The organism is Sphingobacterium athyrii, assembly GCF_003071065.1.
GTDB lineage: Bacteria > Bacteroidota > Bacteroidia > Sphingobacteriales > Sphingobacteriaceae > Sphingobacterium > Sphingobacterium athyrii.
The window spans coordinates 903,667-924,523 of sequence record NZ_QCXX01000001.1; the positions used below are offsets into that span (position 1 = coordinate 903,667).

Genomic DNA, 20,857 nt, shown 5'->3' on the forward strand with positions numbered 1-20,857 from the left:
TCTTAATATCCTTTTGCCCGTGTCAGCTTTGAAAAGAGCTTTTTACCTGATCCATCTTTATTCAAACGATAGAGATTCCAATGATCCCTATCCAATTCCTCCAGTCTAAAACTTTGGCTCGGATCCACCAAATTCTTTTTCACCCAACTCGGAAAAGCATTTGCTGCGCGTGCGTTCTCCCAGGTACGTAAGGCATTAAAAATTGCATCCTTCTGTGGACAACTTTCCACTTGCTGTTGATTCAACTTCAAGCTATACGTTGATCCCGTACCCACAGACATCGCCTGAATATGCTCGTATTCTTCAACAGTCGATTTTTCAGTAATTGGGAAGTTTCCACCCATTCCCACAGGAAAAAAATTAGCATAACAAACATCGCGCAAATCCTTCCCCTGGCTTGTCGCACTTCCCCATTCCCGTGTCTGGGCATCATACAAATTCTTCCCTCCGCCTACATTCCATATGCTTTGGTAGTGCCATGATCCTTCCGACAAAGTCGCCCCGGTAAAACGGATATCCGCTAAGCCCCGCTGTTTTGCCCGCTCGAACATCTTACGGAAAAAACGTTTCGCTGAATAATAGCCATGACCGTTGTTAAATAAAAATTCCTGACCGTCAAAATCGTAATACCCCAGGCCATTGATCGCACAGACATCCGCATAGTATTCAGCTATTTTATCCTGCAACTGTATATTTGGAATTAACCCGTCATAACCATAGTCAATTGTTACCTGCAACTTATACAGGGTATCAAGTTGCTGATGGAACGTCGCTTTGGAACCCCAATAACCACGTGTCACATTCAATAATCTATATGGTTTGCTCTCACTCACCCCCAAATAATGAATAAGTTCTTTCCCAATTTTAATAATGTTTAAGCTTTTAACATGTCCTTCCCAGCTACCGATTTCTTCCAGATGAGTTGGGTCATCCACATAGATCAGGGTATCCGTCGCATTAATTGCTTTGGCCAGCAGACGCTTTTGCTGGTACCAAATACTGTCACTCGGAACGGGACTTGCATCTTTTGTTCCGGGAGCCAAGGCGTTTGTGATCGGTGTACGACCGATCACAATATTGTGTTTGGCTGCCAGTTGTGCAAATTCTTTATGCGATAGTGCGCTCCCGTCTGAAAATTTCAACGGTTTATGCTCAAAATTTTTACCATCAATATATCCATCATTCCCACGGTCCGGACGTAGAAATCCTTGGTCGTATAAGCTGATTGCTTTAAATCCCAAACGGTCCGCATAACTGATCATATTATCGTAACGACCACCTTCGGTCAGTACATCCGGTACATAGGCGGCAGGATCTTTCACCCACTTGCCATTTACCATTGGATAGGGCAACCCCTCTTTGCGTACAATATCCTGCACAACATCCATTAGGGCCGTACTGTCGGGACTGCCCCAAAAAGCAATCGAAGATCCAATAAAATCTACGCCGGGAATAGGCTGTACCTGCAAGTGATTTGGTCTGTTGGATGGCATATTCGGAATCAACGAATAATAAACTTCACGTGGACTCCTGCGATCCCTGGACTGGTAGGAGATTGAAATCCGTCCATTTTTGTCCACTTCGGCCGCATTTCCATACATAATCCGATAATAAGGTTCTTTATGAGCATAAAAAGCCACATCACTGATACCGTTGCCCCCAAGGGTAAACACCTGTCCTTCATGCAAATCATTTGGCAAAGGAAACCGTGAAGGATCCGGTGAATGGATAATATATTGGAATGGTGCTGCATCCCCCTGAATATCCGCTGTTCCGCCCAAAGTATTATCATTTAACGCCAGCATCCCGATTGCATAATTAACGGATTCACTGGTATCCCTACTCACACCGATAATCTCGCCCAATAAATTAGTGATATTTGTATGGTAGGAACCCCACTGAATCGCCTCAATTTCTTGTGAATTGGTCAATGAAAGCAATTTCATTTTGAAATACTTCGCTTGTGGCAATATGCTGACCCGGGCTGTAGAACCATTTGAATAACGTAGAGTCATGATCTTATCATTCGCAGAATAACTGGCCTGCTCCGGATAATTGTATAACCGTTTTTTGCGTTATAAAGTACCATTAAGGGTGAAGGTTTGTCCACCGGACTAAACTCTCGACTCGGTTTCTTTGTAATATTCTGCATGCTGGTGATATAACCTTTTTGGTCAATCACAATTTTAAAATAATTGGTCTTTAATGTTGTTTGGCTATAGCCCATAGTTGACAAAATTGTCAATCCCACCGTTAGCCCAACGCATCGTAAGCTAGTTTTTAAAAAATTCATTTGCTTTATTTTTAACATCTTATCTCCTCATGGCGTTATTTATAGCACGACCGATACGGTGGTTCCTGCCTTGATTTTAATCTTTTTATTCCAGTCCAAAAATGCATTTTCGCCCAAAGGTTTAGCAGCTTGCGCTGCATCCTCTATTAGCAGCGAGACATTCGCGTCATAGGTTGTTGGGTTGTACAATGACAAAGACAAGCCTTGATTTGTTCTCTTTATTTCTTTCACAACGATGTGATCAAAGACATAAGCCGTTCCTTTGTCCTTACGGACATAAAGCCCCGGAATTTCCAGCGCCATCAGTGCACCATTGGTTTCATTCCAACCTGTTTTGCCGCCATCCCCACGTGATCCGCGGCTATCTGCATCACAATAGGTCAAACGTTCGGTAATCTTTCCATTTGGTTGTATACCTTCCGCATGCGCGTGGATAACATCACGGATCAGGTCGGCATACAGCTTTACACCTGTCTCCCGAAAAAGTTTAAATAAGACATCCCCCGACTGTGTACAGAAGCCCGGAGCACCATGCTTATTCTGCGTACTGGCCCATACGGCGCCTGTAAGATTAGCTCCCAGTTTTGCCAAAGCTGTATTTTCTGGTAGCTGATACGGAAAAGAGACCGTCCACGAAGCCGTATAATTTGCTAGATTTTTTGTCTGTTCCAAATATATATGATCTCCCGTCTGTTCAAAAAGTGTCATCAAGGAAGTTGTCAACGCAATAGCCGTTTCCGAATCCGCATTTTGAAGAATATCGCCACAGGCGCCCGAAGTAAAGCCGACCAACGCAAATTCGCCATAATATTTTTTTGCCGCTTCCTTTGCCACAGCCATGTAATGGTCATTTTGGAAATAGGATGCGGCTAATGCCAGTCCACCGACTGCCATGGCACCGCCAGTGGTGTTATATGCCGCAATCTTACCCGATTCAATGGCCAGATAATTACCCCAAGTTCCCTCCTCCTGCCAAGTTTTCACAAAGGCATCGGCTAATTGTCGGATTGAATTTTCCCATTTTTCAGCAATCAAAGAAGACTTCCCCTGCTTTTTCAATAACATAAATTGCTTCACCATCCAGAATAATACATCAGCATTTTTACGCGTCAGCCCAATGCCGGGATTTAATTTTGCGCCATCCCGATAAATCACTTCCCCATCGGCACCAAGCACATCATAATAATAACCACTAGCTCCACGACCTTGTGATAGCGCAAAATTGAATGTATTGCTCACCCGGCTAAAATGCATCATATCCCCCAATGCAAGCATGGGATAGGTATTGATCAATCCGCCAACCCAACCATAGGACATCCAATCCGCATTCTCAGGACAATAAAACCCCACTCCGTCCTTTGCATAATAACGTTCATCAATATTTTCTGCCATCCGGGATAACACCTCGCTCATAGGCATTAAATTGCGAGGAGCAGCTTCGCGAAAATGCAATTTTCGCTCTTGCATAAAACGTCCATATAGATTAGTGACATTTTCTGCCTGAAATTCCATCCTTGTGACCCGAATTTCCAACTCGTCTCCCTCAGCAACAGCTATTCCACGATCCGGACTATCACTGAAGCCAATAAATTCAGGTTTACGTGATCGTACTCCCGGGGCACTTACCACAAAAGTAGCGATGCTACGATTCGGACTTTCTTCAATAATTAATGCATGGTCTTTCAACTCATTCTTCCAGGTTATCCCCTGATCAGTAAAAAGGAAAACTCCCTTTTTTTTCTTTCTATCGAGATATGCCATTAACGGTGTACTTGTATTGCTAATATTGACTTCCAATTGGGATTTAGCACCAAATTCGGGGGAAAGCTGGGGAATTGGATTTGATGTCAATGCCAGATCTTTTCTAAAATAATCTGTTTTATCAAGACCAGTCGCATATTCGCGATTAACAATTCGCTGTCTATTGCCATTATAGACGACAGCAGGTATCATAACAAAATTGTCACTCGACCAATCATACACATCGAAAGCCACTGCTACGCCCGCATCTTTCATCGCTTTTTTTGCCTTAAAAGTAAAGCGATAGGTCACAGCATTGCTTCCTTTCTTTCTTAAAACCTCCTGTTTCACCTTCCATTTGTCTGACCCTGCACCAATAACAGAGCTTTGTTCCAACTTTGCACCGTTGTAACCACAGTCCAACAAGCGGAAAGTCACCTTATTGTTCTGGTGCTTAGGTAACCAGTCTTGAGAAAAACTGTTGAAAGTGTTTACGCAAAGCAAAAGGCTCCCAATTATCTTTAATATTATATCGCGTTTATTCTTCATTTATAGATTCGCTTATTATGCTGAGGCATACTTTTCAAATTGCAATTTCTCTTATCTATTTTCCAACCTTACATATTATTTATCAGGGACAATAGGTTTATATTAATCATTTCCGAGAATTTTAAAAAAGCGCTAATTCCCATAGAGAGCATTGTTGTATGCTAGTTTAATTTCCTCGTATTTTTGATCTCCACTTCCTTATTCACGGAATGAATGCGCCGTCTTGAACTTGGTTATTTATATTATATACGCTGTTATCGCTAGGTGTAAATTTCGTAATAATGCAAAAGCTGAACCACCAATAAATTGCTCTTTTATTATGTTATTTTGCACATTAAATTTGAAATATACGCTTTATAAATGCTATAAATTAACAAAAATTTTCTCTACCTTTAATGAGACGATGCAACCGGTTGCTATAATACAATGATTTTTAAACCAATTTAAGGCCTTTATTATGATGCAGCATATTTATGAAAATTTCACCTTTCCGCCGGATCAATCCTTTACTGTCCGCAGTGAAGAACTGGAGATCAAAAAATACACTTCGTTAAAGTCGCACGTAAATTTTGAGATTACACTCTTGGAAAATTGTATGGGAAAGCGATTTATTGGTGATCATATCGAAGACTTCGAAGGGGATGAACTGTTGCTATTGGGTAGTTATTTGCCACATTGTTGGCAATACTACAATACGATTGATGCAAACAAACCTGCTAGCGCCACAATTATCCATTTCTACCCTGATTTTCTAGGAAAGGACTTCCTCACTAAGCCGGAGACTATTCTCCTCAACCAATTGTTTATCAATGCTGCTAAAGGGGTATTATTTTCTGGTCCTATTGTCAGACAATCCAAAGAAATTCTCCAAGATATGTTGAACGCGACGGGCTTGTCGCGCGCTGTATTAATGTTACAGCTTTTGGACAAATTAGCCTTATCGCGATCTTATAAAACTTTGTCTTCACCGTCTTTCAACATTATTGAAAATTCAAGTGATGCCAACCGGATTAACAAAGTCTTTGACTACATATTCAAGCATTTTAGGGAAGACATCACTTTAAATGATGTGGCATCCATACTCCCCATGTCCGCATCCGCGTTTTGTCGCTTCTTTAAGATGCAAACCAATCGGACTTTAGTGGATTTTATTAAAGAAATACGCATCGGTCATGCCGCCAAATTATTGATGGAAGGCAAGTATAATATTACTGAGACCTGCTACAAAAGCGGGTACAACAATATTTCAAATTTCAATAAGCATTTTAAAGATGTCAAGGGCAGTTCGCCACGTGAATTTTTAAAGCAATATCGAACATCGGAAGCTATTTACTTTTAAATTCATAAAAAAGCGTTGTTTCCGCCCATTTCTGTCCTTTGGCTGTCCCATGAACGCCTTGCTGGTATGTATTCATCAGTGCATTCCACTCAGCACATTTTGGGCTGTAGGATTCGGCGATTTCCCCCATCTTTCCCAAATCTGAGCCCGCAGGTACCCTCACTGTCATTACAATTAACTTATCGAAACGATAAAGGGCGATTCGTTGATAACCTGCTTTTCTAAATCCAGCTTCAACTTCGGGCCACACCCGCTCATGATAGGACAAGTATTCCTTTAATTCCGCTGCATTGTCAACAATACTTACAACGAACACATGTTCTTCATCGTTTGGCTGTTGGGAACCGGCATTTCCCCCTTTACAATTGATAAATAGCGCTGAACTAAACAGCAGCAATAGATAAATAAGAATTCTCATTTCAAATGTGTTTATTCCATCAGCAAAATTGGAAGATATAATTAAATTGTATGAGCGACCAATCCACTGCTAGTATCAATTAAAATAAATATAAATCATGATCATCACGATCGCCAGCCCCAGCCAAGTCAACCAGACAGCTCTAGGCTGCTGTTTCATCTCACCTTCTTTTCGGTCAAACAAAGTCGGTACTTCCGAATTTCCCGTCGATCTAGTCAAAAGGGAGACAGTGACGATGACTACGCTCAAAACCACAAAAATATAAAAAGAAAGCATTAAAAAATGTGGCCAATAGCCCTGATAGGGATAATTTAACACATGGCAGATACCCAAAAGCAGGCAAGCCAAACCGCCTCCATAAAGTACAACTTCGGCAGCAATACCATTGATACCTCGCCAGATAACTCCCCAGAGAAAGACGACCGCCAGGGGTGGAGCCAGAATAGACACCAAACCTTGAGTCAGATCAAAAAAGCTTTTTCCAGAATAAGAAAATAACATCGCGATTCCTATACCGGCTAATCCAACCAGCACTGTTACCCACCTGCCCATACGTCTTTGCTGGCCAGTGTTCAACATTTTAAACTGTTGAACCACATCCAGCGTAAATACCGTACAGAATGAATTTAAGCTTGAAGATACCGTATCCACCAACGAAGCGATCAATGCTGCAATACTCAACCCCAATAGACCATGTGGCATTAATTGTTTAATCATTGTAATATATGCGTTATCAGCCGCGGTGTCTCTAAACAATACAAAGCACATGATCCCCGGTAAAATAAATATGATCGGCATAATAATCTTAAGTGCTCCGATAAACAATGCTCCGTATTGCCCTTCTTTTAAATCTTTAGCAGCTAGCACCTTTTGCACAATAGTCTGATCAGCACACCAATAATAGATCGCCACGACGGGATACCCCAGCACAATGCCTATCCAAGAATATTCAGGGTTAGTTGCAGGTAAAAACAATTTCCAATACGATTCCGGCGTCTGACTCATCAATGTATCCATAGAACCTATCTTTTGAAAGCCGAGGAAGGTCAAGATAATAGAAGAGACGATAATGATGACGGACTGAAAAATGCCTGTGCGAACAACCGCCTTCAACCCACCAATCGCCGTAAAACTAGTTGCCACAACAGCAATGACGACTATTGCCGGAAACAACCGACAGCCAAAAACCCCCGAAATAAGCAAGCCGCCAGCGTACAAAGCACTACCTAGCCATACCACCAATATGGAAATCAAGCTATATACGATCAAAAAATTATAGGATCTTTTGCCAAAACGGAGCAGGAGAAACTGCGGGATTGTGCTTATTTTGGTCTTTAAATAATAGGGTAAGAAAACCATGGCCAGCAACATCAGGAAAATCCAGGCCAACAATTCGAAATTACTGCCTACAATACCATGGGAAAATCCGATACTCGCAAATCCGATCAACATCGTGGGGCCAGCATTCGCTCCAAAAATAGAGAAACCTATCTGCCACCACTTCAGCGATCGGCCGCCTAAAAATATATCCTGCTGGTTTTTTTCTTTTTTGCTGAAACGAAAACCGATATAAAACAGAGCTACCGCATATAATACTAAAACTAAATAATCAATACTATTAAATGTTAAGCTCATTATATTCTACTTTTATCGTACTACATGCTAACAAGTGGATTGTATCCCGGTACATCCTGTTTTAACCAAACCTGTTCTCTTACAATTTTATTTTCCTTGAAACAATAGTCCCAATTGATTCTCACAGGCAATCCTTCCGATTCTGGTAAATGAAAATATCCATTTTCCAATATTGGGCGAATTAAAAAATATTTTTCCAAGCCATACATCAGGGAATACAAGTACTCGATCGTACTAGTTTCACTTGCTGTAGTCATTAAAAAGCTCGAATATAAGGAATACCCACCGGAAGAAAGCTGCAAATTACGGTCAGCACATAAATCCCTAACCTCCATCCACTCTTTTATTCCACCAAACTGGGTCGGTACGGGCTGTAAATGTTTGACCCCACAATTGGCCAGCATCGGGAAGATCTTGGATGTTCGCTCTGATTCACCATACGCCACCATAACGGCAGTACGTTTACAGAGTTCCTCAATCTGATCGTATGCAGCGGAATGTACGGGTTCTTCGAGCCAACATAGTTCTTCTTCGCCGATGGCATCGATAAATCTAAATACGTCTGCTGAAGACCAGATCTGATTGGCATCCACAGCGACTTGCATCCGGTCGCCAGCCAATTTTCGCACATGTTTTACCCGCTCGATATCGGCAGTCATATTTGTTCCAAAATCCTTCCCGATTTTCATCTTATAACAATCTACTCCAGCGTCCAAAAATAGGGCGACCTCATTTTCCAGCTCTTGTAGCGTGTAATTGGTTCCTCCACCACTGCCATAGATCTTTACGCGGTTGCGTTCTCCGCCGATATAACGATACAGTGGTATACCACGACGTCTGGCTGCCAGATCATGTAAGGCCATATCAACCTGCCCTAATAAAGCCGAGGCAGCACCTTTAAATCCTTCATTTCGAATAGACCAATATAGCTTTGGAAAAAAATCCAGATAAGACATTCCCTCACAATGAAATAATATCGGAAACAGGCAGGTTTCTAAAATATTTGTATAACTGTTATAAACAGGCGCTTCACCAACGTTGCCCTCTATATCCTCAATACGAATGATTGAAAGCCCAAAGCTTGGAAAAGGACCCATTGTTGCATCCTGAAAAGGAGTTATTGTCGCTACAGGTTCTAAAACTCGAATACTAATTTTTTGGATATTAAAAGTCTCCTGATCTATTCTGTTCATCTATTCTCATTAAACGTTTGAAGTACTTCGTTATAAATAGCGGCAGGCAGCCTGCCTCGGTTAATTGCATTTAGGGAATTATTCAGCTGATGTTGATTTGCTGCTCCTATCACTATTTTAAAGGATGCCGGTATGGAGTTTAGAAATCGCAAGGCCAATATATCCAACTCTATACCTAGCCGTTCGGCGATTGAATTTACCCGACCGGCCTGTTTCACCGTTCCGGAATCCAGCCAATCCGGAACCGACTGGGAAAATTGCTGAAAATTGCACCCCAATAAGCCCATATTTAACGGACTTGCAGCATAATACTCTTTTTTGTACTGTTCGCATATCGGAATTGTGCTGTCAAGCGCTTCCAGGTTACAAGCATTCAATCGGTTAAATTCCATGAGCACATCAAATTGCCCGTCTTCTAAAAAAGGGGTAAACCATCTTGGTAAGTTACCACCCAGTCCTATGCGCTTTGCTAAGCCTTGCTCTTTAAAGTGTAACAATTGCCTTACCACTCCCGCAGCCATTTCTTCCGGGACGACGGCAGGTTCATGTAAAAAAAGAACATCGACCTGAGGGATACCAAGGCACTTTAAACTGTTTTCCAAACTTCTTTCCATCCCTGCTGCCGAATAATCATATTCTGCCTCTATAGCACTATGACCTTTTAACCGCCCCACTTTTGTACTAATTTCAGGCTTCACACCGTTCCATTGTTTCAGTACTCGACCAACAAGATTTTCTGCATCCCCATAAGCAGGAGCAGTATCCAATGCAGTAATACCAAGTGACAAAGCGTTAAGTATTACTTTTATAGACTCTTCTATATTCACAATTCCCCAGGCACCGCCCAATGCAGCTGTCCCTAATACGATCTTATCTATTCCGCGGTCATACATGCTATTCAATCAAAATTTCAGCATCTAAAGTACTAAGAAGCCACCATATATTCTTTTAAACTAACAGTCAATACTTTAAGCGCTTTGGTTATATGATACTCCACCCCTTTTAGTGAAATCCCCAATTGTTGAGCGATTTCTTTACCACTAGCACAACTTAAACGGCTCAATTCAAAAATCTCTCTCGTCTTCATAGGCATCGTATCCAGGGTTTTCTGTGTTATTTCCTTAATTTCTTTCAGGAAAATTTGTCCCTCATTTACCTCGTTTAAGTTGTCAATCCACAGTTGCTGTTCCCGCTCGTCCCAGTTATCCATAGGTTCTATCAATTGCCTATGAATTCGCTGATGCTTCAAATAATCCAGCGCTTTATTTTTGATCACTTTTAACAAAAAGCTTTTTGGCGAAAGTAAATTTTCCTCTTGCATTCGTATCCATGTTATCATAAGTGCGTCAGCAGTGATATCTTCGGCAACTGCATCGATATGAACAAAAGATTTTGCAAATAAAAACGACCGGTAGTGATACGCTTTAAATAATTGATCAAAATTGTCTGCTATCTGTTTCATTACAAAGTTTAGAAATGTCGAAAACTTTTGCTTTCATTGCAATGGAGCTTTATTTCTCCTTGCTCAACAAATTGTTCCATTCATATCTGTAAAGTTTCAAATATGTCCACACTTCAACCACGTCAAATTTGACTATTATCGGTGTTTTCTTTGCAGCATCTTACTTTCATGATCATTTATCTTTTTCGCATGTAAATAGAAATCAGCGGAACCAAAAGAGTAAATAAAATAACCTTTATTATTATAAGTTTGATTTTTTTTCTAAAGAATAACTCTTGGTATAAAACGTACAGAATCAGCGCAGCCCTGGTATGCTTCTTGAGAAAAATGAAACCTAAACTATTGCGATCACTGGCGTGATTTGGCTTTCCGTAAAATTTCAAATACACACTCTCTCTGCAAAAGCCACATGCCCAGCTTATCTTCAGCCACACCGTCTGAAAGTTCATAGGTAAAGATAAGCCCTTTATGTTTGTCCAGTTTCACTCCCAAATGTTTCATTACTGCGCTTTTTCCCTTCAGAAAAGAAGAAATTTCGGTGATATGAGACGACAGCAAGAATATACTATTGTCAAATCCGCGGAGGCAGCTGATGAGTTCTAACGTCGCCTCACTGGCATCATTATGATTTGTCCCCTTAAATAGCTCATCCATCAGCACAAACATTTTTTTGCCCTCTGCCAGTAATTCAGCTAAGTGTTTTACGCGAAGTACCTCATTAAAAAAATGGCTGGCACCGGCACTGATATTATCCCCTAGATTTATTGTCGCCGATATGCCATCAAAGAGCACAGTTTCCATCGCGTCTGCGGGAACCGGAAACCCTAGATGTGCCAGATACACGCAGGTACCTATTGTTTTTAATAATGTCGATTTGCCCGTCATATTCGCGCCAGTAAGGTACCATAAGTTACCACTGCTTTCTATTTCAATATCATTCTTGACCGGATTTTCCAAAAAGAGATTATATCCACCCCTGATCCGAATCATATCCGAACCTGGGTCATGATCCTCTATTCCGGGAAATACAAGATGCTTTCCTTTGGTACATTGTGCCACGCCATACAAAGCGTCCAGCTGATACAAAACAGTAAAGACTTCACGTATCGCATTCCGTTTGATATTCCTAAAAAGATAATCGTATTTAATCATTAGTTCCAGTGAAAGTTTATTTTCAAGCAATTTTTCAAACTCTCCCAGATCAATATCTTCCAATACGCGATCAATTTTATTACAATAATCGACAATAACACTTCTGGTAGGATATTGGGAGTTAACAGCGCCAAGAAATACGTTGAGATAGTCTATTATTTTAGCTATTTCATGAATAGAGCGTCTAATTAATAAATCACGTTTCTTAAAATCCGCCGAAAGAAAATTTGCGGTGACAAGCTCTAAATAATAGGAGGTTTTGGTTGGCGAATACGGTTCCAGTGGTAAAGATAAATATTGTTCCAGGTCCTGCATCATATACTTGTCCAAAATATCCGTGATATCTACATCTTGCATAAAACGGATAATCCATTGCCTATCCAATATTTCAGATTTAGCTGAAAGAGGCTCGAGAAAATAGGAATACAGCATATCGCGCCCTCCCAATGTAATCGTACAATCGAACAGATCAAACAAATCTCTACATTGACTGTTCGTAACATTTAAGTCTGCCAGAGTTTGCTTGTCAATAATAAACATATTTCTTAAGGAAGTTTTCTATAGTAGCTTTTTTTACCATATTCCTAAACTTACCTAAAATCACGGCCATTGGCAATACTGTATCAGAATAGTTATACTAAACATCCTCGGGTAAATAAAAAAAGCTCAGCACCCTTACTGGATACTAAGCTTTTTGAATCGGTCACATGTATAATCTTCTTTTACTTATTAGTGAATCTAAACCAGTTAAAGTCAGCATAGCCGTCCACTCCGGCAGCAGTTTTGCTGTAATTGAACAATGCAAAACGGTTTGCTGTCCAAGGCAGGCCCAGCTGCATATTTAGATCGTTGCCAATAACATAAAAGTTTTCTCCATCTGTACTGTAATAAAACCTCGCAATGAACCCCCGATCGGTCACACGCGCCCTCACCCAAAGTTTGTCCCCTCGAAAATCTTCTTTGCTCTCAATAATCTTATCGTCATTGCTCATGATGATTCTACGTTTGCCATCGGTCTGTTCTACCGCAACGAAAGCATAAGGAAATTCAAAAATCCCAAAACCAGCAATATTTCCATTTTTCAGTCCTTTCAGATCAATTTCAATGGTACCCTCCGAACTCGGTCCCTGCACACGTTGAGTCAAAGTATTGCGCGCCGTTTTTAAAGAATCTGCTCGTGAAGCATGTAAACGCATATAGCCTTTGCGTTCTCGAAGTGACCATTTACTATTGTCAGGGTTATGGTTCCATTGCCATTGTAAGCCCAGTTTACTTCCATTGAATTCATCCGTTGTTGCAGGAGTTTTTATCGGATAGGACTTTCCAACGTTAGGTTTCTTGTAAGTAATTACGTCCTTGTTTCCTGTTCCGAGCATCGGCCATCCATCTTCCCATTTGACAGGCAATAGATGAGGAACCCGACCTATGGCACCGCGATCTTGCATGATAATAAACCACCAGTCCCCATTTTTCAATTGCACCATTCCCCCTTGGTGCAGACCGTTATCAGGATAGGAACTATTATCATTGAGAATCAATTTATGCTCATAAGGGCCATAAATATTATCAGAGCGCAAACAGATCTGCCAGCCCTGTGTTCCTCCCGCTGGACAAGTTATATAATATTTGCCGTTGATTTTGTACATGTGAGCACCCTCCATTCCAAAATGTCCCCCAAGTTCATTGGCATTCTTGAAACTCCCCTGCCAGATCTTAACTTTATCGCTCTTCACAGATTTAACATCTGCATTTAATTCTGTTAGATATAATGTACCCTGGCCATGCACGACATAAACCTTACCATTATCGTCGAAGAACAGTCCCGGATCATAGAGATATTCGGGAAAGATTGTCCGCTTCCAGGGACCTTCAGGTTTATCTGCTTCACAGATTGAAAAATTTCCTTTTTCCCGTCCCCAACCATATGGTGTACAGAATCCAGCGTAGAATTTCCCATTGTGGTGCTTCAAGGTTGCTGCCCATGAACCATTCAAGTACAACGTGCCCCCTTCCATATTATAACGGGGATCTTCTTCATAGCGATCCAAGACATAGCCCACCATTTCCCAATTGACCAAGTCTTTCGACTTCACAATCGGCGCCCCGGGTACATAGTGCATGCTCGTCGAGATCATATAAAAGTCATCACCAACACGGATAACATCGGGATCAGGCCAATCGCCCCAAAGCAAGGGATTCGTAAAGGTTCCATTGCCATTGTCTGGGCTCCAAACCTGCTGTGCCAGTGTTTTAGAATAAAAGGTAATTAATAAAACTAAAACAAATGTTAAGCGCAAATATCCTCTCAAAGAGCATCTATTTTTAGTATCTATCATTGTATATTATTGTTTCAAATCTTTCTCAAGTCCACCCTAAAGCCCCTACTTTTTAACTAAATTCAATGGTTCACCTTTCATACGTGTATTGTATCTAATGATAACCTCTGGTTTTTCATCTCCTGTGTTGTCACAAGAAAATGCTACTGCGGAACCACCTTTCGGCAAGGAGGCTGTTCCCTCTACAGATAAAGCAGCTATTAAACGATAATTCTTATCCGTCAAAGTTGCTTTTCCCTTGTGATCTAATAAGATGTATTGATCCTTTTCTAGTTTACCCAGGATTTTGACAATCCCTTTCTCAGTTTTAATAGAAGGGTTTTCGATCACACCATCGCCCTCCACTTTAATTCGCAAAGCGAATGTACTTTCCTCTGGCGACTCCCATGACCAATCTGCGCCACCCGGTTGTCCAGGTTGCATCGAAGAGAGGTCACAATGAAATCTTTTGGACACAAATAATGGATACAGCATAAATTGGGTATCATTGATCTTTTCCAAATGCCATTCGGTATTTGGATCCTTCAATCGCAATTTTTGTTCAGCTGTAAAAACATCGGCAAGTCGCAGTTGATCCCAATTCTTCATGCTTTCCAATAGCTGATCGATCTGTCCATGCTGCTGTAGAGTCTTCATATCGATACTCATTGCATAGCCTGCATCAAACCCTGCAGATTCAGACAGTGCCCATTCCAGATCTTCCAAAGAGGTGGCTTCAAACTTTCTATCCGCTAGCCGCACCAAAAACCAACCCAACATTCGTGGGAACAAGTTCCGATAAAAATAAGCTTGGTTCTTGATCCGGTTTTCGACCTGACCCATACGCATTTCTTCTCCCCAGGGCTCACCCCAATTCATCCGGGTATGGACATGCCATAAATAATGGTCGAGGCGACTGGCGTCATTGATGAGATCCGTTTTATTGTCCAGTCCCCGATAGAAATCCGACACAAATTTGCCCGATGCATAATAATCCTGTCCGGTATACATGCAGCCCTCCAGACCATCAAATGAAATCTGTTTCACACCGGTTTTATTGAAAATTGCGGTCAGTCTTTTGGCATATTCATCCTGAAGCGTTAAATCCGGAAATAAAGTCTTATAGGGATAATCCCATAATTTATAGACACTTTCCTCTATCCCATGGCTTGCTTTTTGGGTACCAAAAGCTCCCCGCACACAATTGGTCAATACCCATTGTTCGCCTTTCTGCTCAGCCTTACCATAGGTAATCAATTCGTCCCCAATCTGTATCGTATTAAGTGAAAGTGGTAGAGAAAAAAGCTGACTATTCTGAACAATAATCTGTTGCTGATTATCGTCCAATGCCGCAATGAGTTTCAATTCGCCCTGTTTGAGTAGATGCTTGCTGGGGACTGGTGTAACATAAGGATCATTCGTTGTCGTAAAGTTAGACAACGTATGAATTCCAATATCGATTCCCCGCTGTGCAGCCCTATCGACCAATTTTTTCATGCCAACATCAGCTTCTGTACTCAATTCTTTACGCCACTCGAAATGTCCCCAATTAAGAAAGGGATCAGGATGGTATAGATTTTTAAATCCCGCGAGTTTCGTTTTTTCCAGCGCAAAGTCCAGGTTCGCCGCCGAAAAATTTGTAATCAAATAAGAACGCATTGCCTCCCGTGAAACCTTGCCCCATTCCCCTGCGATCATCGGATGGGGTAAGCCCTGCTCTACCTCCACTCTTCCGATCCGCGTTAATATCTGGTTGCGTTTATCACCAAAGAGTGCCACTTTAGCCCCAATGATTAATCCATCCGAACCTTCAACAGGCAAGGTCATCATATTGTTCAACCCTTTCACCTGTTGAAGTTCCCTCCCACTCCGATTTTTGGAAGACAACTGAAATATAGTTCCATTTCCAGCATCGACAGCAGCAAAATGTCCATAAGAAATACTAGCAACAGATAGATCACTATTTGCTCCCTTGTAACCGAAAGTTGTACTATAATTCCCAATATAATCTTCGGGAATGCCAGCAACGGTTTTAACATGTAAAGATTGCATACCAAAAGCCAGGTCTTCACCTTGTGCGACGCCCACTACTTCGCCTACAACCTCGTGAAGTTTAATTTTTAAAGGGCCAAACACCAGCAACTTATAATCTGGTGATAATTTTAAGACCTCATAAGTGATTGCTTCCTTATGCTGACCAACTTTCAGTTCGACGGCCTGACCGTCTTCCATCATCAAAGAAAAACGATCCCCGTTAACCTTAAGCCCCTTTGGTTGTATGATTTTTTGATCTTTATACACCGACACGATCGGATATTTGCCAGCCTCGAGAAGTTCCTTACCATCTATTTTGATCGACTTATAGTAACCTTGTTGGTCAAAGCGTATTTGTGTTAAATTCGTTTTTACCTCCTGTGCCAATACAGGAAATCCCACAGCAGAGATCAATAGGACAACCAGAAACGTAATATTTTTCATATAATCTATTTATTTGTATGTAAACAACTATTTATTCGTGTTTATTTAACTGAGGTTATGAGCTCGCTCCTTCGCTTTTTCTAGCCCCCGATTGTCTATCGCAACATGCTATTTGTTTACAAATCGCTCGCTTGTTATTTTGCAGTCAACTTCTAGGTTTTTTATTTTGCTTTCCGCGGTATCAATTCAAGATCAAATCGGTAAGTTACCGTTCCACCAAACCACATCCTAAAATTTGTTCCCCAAACATTATTAAATAGGCAAAAATGTAAGCCGCCATTAATATCTGGTTGGCGCGTTGAATAATTGAGTAGATCACGATCACCAATAGCAACCAACAGTGCATCTTCGCTTCGAATACGTATTTTCCCCGCTGTAGTAACAATTTCGACATAACGATCCAATCCATGCATCTGCCGATTACCACCTTCCACAACATCCAGTATACGAACCTGTTGGCCTAATTTTTCAACGAGTACATCTAAGACGTCATCTGGATAGAAGCTCAACCAATATGCTTCTGGCAGCCGATTGGCGGGTTTATCCACCAAAGTATAGCTCAACTGAATATGATTTGTTTTTTCATCGACCAGATAAGTACTATAAATTTGTGAAGGAAGAACTTGCTGTTCGATTCCACATACAGAACTTAAGATCAATCGATTATATATTTTATTTTTTACTTTATCATAGACAGATTTTTGGAGCGATGCCACCAAAGTACGACTTTCGGACATATCGGGAGTCAGCCCCGGTTTTCCAAAGTCCCGAATAGCCCAGTCCACTTTTTGAGTAAGATAGGAATCCATAAAACGTTCAAATTCCTTAGTCGAAAAACTCTGGTAGCTCAGCTCCCCCATTTTCATACGAAAACCTTTTTGATCCAGTAGGAAGGAGCCGTCCTTGGTAAATTTTTGAGATGCATCCACTCCCTTTGATGCTGGCTTAGAAACCACGGCCAGTTGCTGCAAAACAGCTTCAGCTTCTATCCGCAGATCTTTGGGAAGATAAGACAGCGACCGCTCAATATGGGCTTCCTTTTCGGCCCAAGATGCTTCTATCTTTTTGAACTCCGGTAAAGCTAAAGCTTGTGTAAAGTCTGAAAATCGATACTTATCCCAGTGCTGCAAATGAGTTTTCACATCCAGCCCCCAAGTATGTTCAGCCACAAGTCCCAGATTAATGGCAAAGTGAATAGCAGTTTCACTGGCCGGATTTATACGGCCATCTATAACCCATTTTTCATAACATCTGGATAATGCCCGAAAACGGTTCATCATCAAAGGCGAGCTTCCGAAGCCATGTATCCAGGTGTCACCTATTTCTTGCGCCATCTCAGGGAGCTTATTTTTCATGGGCCTTAATGCTTCAGCCACATCACTTAGGGTAGAAGCTTGTAGCTGGGCATTCGGATAATGTTTCCCTATGGATGCATAAATTTCCTTTACTTGCTGTACCGTATGTGGGCCATGATTATCCCCAGTAAAAGCGATGACTATAGCGGTCTTTCCATCAGGTAGTATCATATCACTACCGTAGTCCTTTTGGTACATCAACATCACCTCACTGCCGTCGGGACTTTTCCAGCGACATAAGGCCGGAACATTGGGAACCTTGCTCGCCGGATTCACCCCAACCTGCAAGAAATCGATTCCATTTTCTTGCAGCAAAGGAACAATACCTCTGGTGTGACCTGGAACGTCAGTCATCTTTGCTGCTTTGGTCTGCTTACCAAATTGACGATCCAGCTTTTTTGATAACTGCAGCATTGTTCCAAACAGGGCTTTATTCAGTGATTCAGATTCCACAGTGTAAGGAATGGCATTCCATACAATATCACCACGACGGATAGCTGATTCCAATTTCGCTTTATTTTCCGGACTCGCCTGTGCCATATAAGTAGCAATCAACCAGGAACCTGTTGTCCAGATATAACGTTCTTTGGCTCCTGAACGTCTTAATTCCTCAGAAACCGCAATGGCTTTCGGAATAAATTCATCGATATAACGTTGCTCGACGACCGAACTGAGTTCAGTAAATCCAATATCAAGATGGGTTTTGAAGATCAAGTGCACTTTCTCTACATCATCCTGTTTTGTCTGTGCATATCCAGCAAATGACATAAATACAAAAAGGAAACAGGGATATAGACTTCTGCGTTTCATGGATAATATGAGGTTTATCTTTATCAAGTATCGTTATTTTCTGTTAAGACGATTGAAAAGGATATATCCCTAAATAGAAAAGTAAGATTGAATGAAAAAATCGGAAATAACATCACCAACGGCTCATAAAAAAGGCCTGTACATGATCGTTTGTACAAGCCTTTTTTGTTGACAAGATTACTTTACTATATAAAGTCCAGCCAAGCAGATAATCAAAAAGAATGCTTTTACGCTCAATTCATTACTGCAAGGGGTCAAAGGTTCCGCCCCACTCTTTGTTCTGAGGTAGCTGATCTGGTTCGATAGAAATCTGTGCCGGATTCAACGAGTTAAACCAATGTTTAAGGCTAAGCTTATAAAATTGATTCGCAGAAGCAGTTTTATCCAAGTTTTCTATGACAACAGCAGAAAACTTGGTTCTTACCGCAGCATTCATAATATTATCGGTATTACCCGGCAGTGCCTGGCCTTTATTCAGCATCAATAATAAACCTCTTCTAGTACCTTGCGTATTTAAGATATCATAACGTTTCCATCTTCTCAAATCATTATATCTAAATCCCTCAAAAGCAAGTTCCACCTGACGCTCATTCATAATTGCCTGGCGAATATCTACCTGCCCAGTTGCTGTAACACCATAATTTGTCGCTGTTCCCGGAGCAATCCCTGCGCGTTTACGAATGGCATATAAAGCATTTAATGCTTCTCCGCTTCGTCCCGTCTCATTTGCAGATTCAGCCAGATTTAGCAACAGTTCGGCATAACGCATCGGTGAAAACCAGCTTTTCGCATTGGCCGCAACGCCTACTAGCGCATTTCTATCCAAGAGCGTATCCAAACCTTTACGTTGAAAAAATCCAGTCACACCATTTTCATCGCCATTTTGAATCAGTGGAGAAATCCCTGAAAACAAACTATTATCCCTAGCAGGAAGTACTGTATTCGGGGTTGCCGTGTCCTTCCAGGTCCAGGCTTGCCAATAAGTGCGTGATCGGGGTGCTGTCATGCCAATTACATTCACATCAGGTGTTGGGTATACCGTACCACCACACCAAATTGTTGCATAGAACCGGTCATCACGATTCGTATAGAAATCCGTCAAAAACTGTTTGTTATATGCTGGATTAGACAATTGATCCTGGTCAAACTGTATCGGGCTACCGTCACGTTTGGGATAGGCGATCAATAAAGGCAATATCGGCTGATCATTGTTTGTACTGCCATTGGTAAATGCAATAGGCCTAATCGGTGCAAAATTCATGTAGCTATCGGGATAATAATATTGTCGTGTCATAATCTGTTCTTTATTGCGCGAATACCAGATCAACCGATAGTTCTCAAAGAGCCCAAATCCTCCAGCATCCGCGGCCTGCACAGCGGCTTTGGCTGCGTTATATGCATTTGTCCAGCGCGTCTGGTCATTTGTTGCATTAAATAATGGGCTGGCGTACCATAACAAGACCCGAGCTTTAAGTCCCAAGGCCGCGGCACGGTTTATCCTGCCATAATCCACCCCGCTGTAATTGGGCGGTAAAACTGAAGCGGATTCATCCAGATCTTTTATGATCTGTGCGATACACTCTGAAGTTTTACTCCGGGGCACCTTCAATGAATTAATGTCACTCCCATTTTGTGTATGCAAGATTAAAGGGACGCCACCTATGGAACGGACCATATCCCAGTATTTCCATGCGCGCCAAAATTTTGCTTCACCGACCAATCTATTTTTTGTCGTTGTACTGATTACCGACTCCGGTACGTCTACCAGTTGGTCCATAAAATAATTGGCCTTATCGATATAGGTATAGTCTAAATTGGTGAAATTGGTTGCCACGTCAACAATACCCTGCTGAAAACTGCCCAAATTCCCCCCCGAGCCATTAATACCTTCGTCCGCATTTGCTCCACTTCCAAGCTGCCATCCGGGCATAAGGCCACCATAAACATCATTTAAATATGCTTTAATCAGAACAGAATCTGTCCAGACATTTTTTGGATTTATTGCTCCGGTATTTTCATAATCCAATCCTTTTGTACACGATGAACCGCCCACAGCAGCAATTAGGACAAGATAAAGAACCGTTTTAAATTGATTTAGATATTTCATTTTGATTTCCT

13 protein-coding genes are annotated in these 20,857 nt (G+C 41.4%); 1 reads left to right on the forward strand and 12 read right to left on the reverse strand.

Annotated elements, in window-relative coordinates:
- Window positions 1-2: 2 nt before the first annotated feature.
- Both DCO56_RS04130 and DCO56_RS04135 read right to left on the reverse strand, forming a co-directional pair.
- Window positions 3-2,015, reverse strand: coding sequence for a hypothetical protein (locus DCO56_RS04130; protein WP_219929302.1), 2,013 nt, complete (start codon window positions 2,013-2,015; stop codon window positions 3-5).
- A 317-nt stretch (window positions 2,016-2,332) separates the two neighbouring features.
- A complete protein-coding gene (locus tag DCO56_RS04135) occupies window positions 2,333-4,582 on the reverse strand; it encodes a hypothetical protein (protein ID WP_219929303.1) in 2,250 nt (749 codons plus the stop codon).
- Window positions 4,583-5,039: 457 nt separating this feature from the next.
- Between DCO56_RS04135 and DCO56_RS04140 the strand changes: the two genes are divergently transcribed.
- Window positions 5,040-5,921, forward strand: a complete 882-nt coding sequence (locus tag DCO56_RS04140) for an AraC family transcriptional regulator (protein ID WP_108632447.1) — start codon at window positions 5,040-5,042, stop codon at window positions 5,919-5,921.
- Here the strand turns inward: DCO56_RS04140 and DCO56_RS04145 are convergent.
- From DCO56_RS04145 to DCO56_RS04190, 10 genes are all read right to left on the reverse strand, one after another.
- Window positions 5,908-6,339, reverse strand: coding sequence for an L-rhamnose mutarotase (locus tag DCO56_RS04145; RefSeq protein ID WP_108632448.1), 432 nt, complete (start codon window positions 6,337-6,339; stop codon window positions 5,908-5,910). The genes DCO56_RS04140 and DCO56_RS04145 overlap by 14 nt on opposite strands.
- Window positions 6,340-6,414: 75 nt before the next feature.
- Window positions 6,415-7,974 (reverse strand): SLC5 family protein, encoded by a 1,560-nt coding sequence (locus DCO56_RS04150; protein ID WP_108632449.1) that lies wholly within the window; start codon window positions 7,972-7,974, stop codon window positions 6,415-6,417.
- Between the two features lie 20 nt (window positions 7,975-7,994).
- Complete coding sequence (locus DCO56_RS04155) at window positions 7,995-9,167, reverse strand: enolase C-terminal domain-like protein (protein ID WP_108632450.1); 1,173 nt, start codon at window positions 9,165-9,167, stop codon at window positions 7,995-7,997.
- Window positions 9,164-10,060 carry an aldo/keto reductase gene (locus tag DCO56_RS04160; protein ID WP_108632451.1) on the reverse strand — a complete coding sequence of 299 codons (897 nt, stop codon included), beginning with the start codon at window positions 10,058-10,060 and terminating at the stop codon, window positions 9,164-9,166. Before DCO56_RS04160 ends, DCO56_RS04155 begins: the two co-directional genes overlap by 4 nt.
- Window positions 10,061-10,092: 32 nt before the next feature.
- Window positions 10,093-10,629, reverse strand: a complete 537-nt coding sequence (locus DCO56_RS04165) for an RNA polymerase sigma-70 factor (RefSeq protein ID WP_108632452.1) — start codon at window positions 10,627-10,629, stop codon at window positions 10,093-10,095.
- 348 nt (window positions 10,630-10,977) lie between these two features.
- Window positions 10,978-12,321, reverse strand: a complete 1,344-nt coding sequence (locus tag DCO56_RS04170) for a MutS-related protein (protein WP_108632453.1) — start codon at window positions 12,319-12,321, stop codon at window positions 10,978-10,980.
- 182 nt (window positions 12,322-12,503) lie between these two features.
- Window positions 12,504-14,117 carry a glycoside hydrolase family 43 protein gene (locus tag DCO56_RS04175; protein ID WP_108632454.1) on the reverse strand — a complete coding sequence of 538 codons (1,614 nt, stop codon included), beginning with the start codon at window positions 14,115-14,117 and terminating at the stop codon, window positions 12,504-12,506.
- A gap of 45 nt (window positions 14,118-14,162) precedes the next feature.
- A complete protein-coding gene (locus tag DCO56_RS04180) occupies window positions 14,163-16,574 on the reverse strand; it encodes a hypothetical protein (RefSeq protein ID WP_108632455.1) in 2,412 nt (803 codons plus the stop codon).
- Between the two features lie 161 nt (window positions 16,575-16,735).
- On the reverse strand, window positions 16,736-18,739 hold the full coding sequence (locus tag DCO56_RS04185; RefSeq protein WP_108632456.1) for a DUF5054 domain-containing protein: 2,004 nt from the start codon (window positions 18,737-18,739) through the stop codon (window positions 16,736-16,738).
- A 241-nt stretch (window positions 18,740-18,980) separates the two neighbouring features.
- Window positions 18,981-20,846 carry a RagB/SusD family nutrient uptake outer membrane protein gene (locus DCO56_RS04190; protein WP_108632457.1) on the reverse strand — a complete coding sequence of 622 codons (1,866 nt, stop codon included), beginning with the start codon at window positions 20,844-20,846 and terminating at the stop codon, window positions 18,981-18,983.
- Window positions 20,847-20,857: the final 11 nt, after the last annotated feature.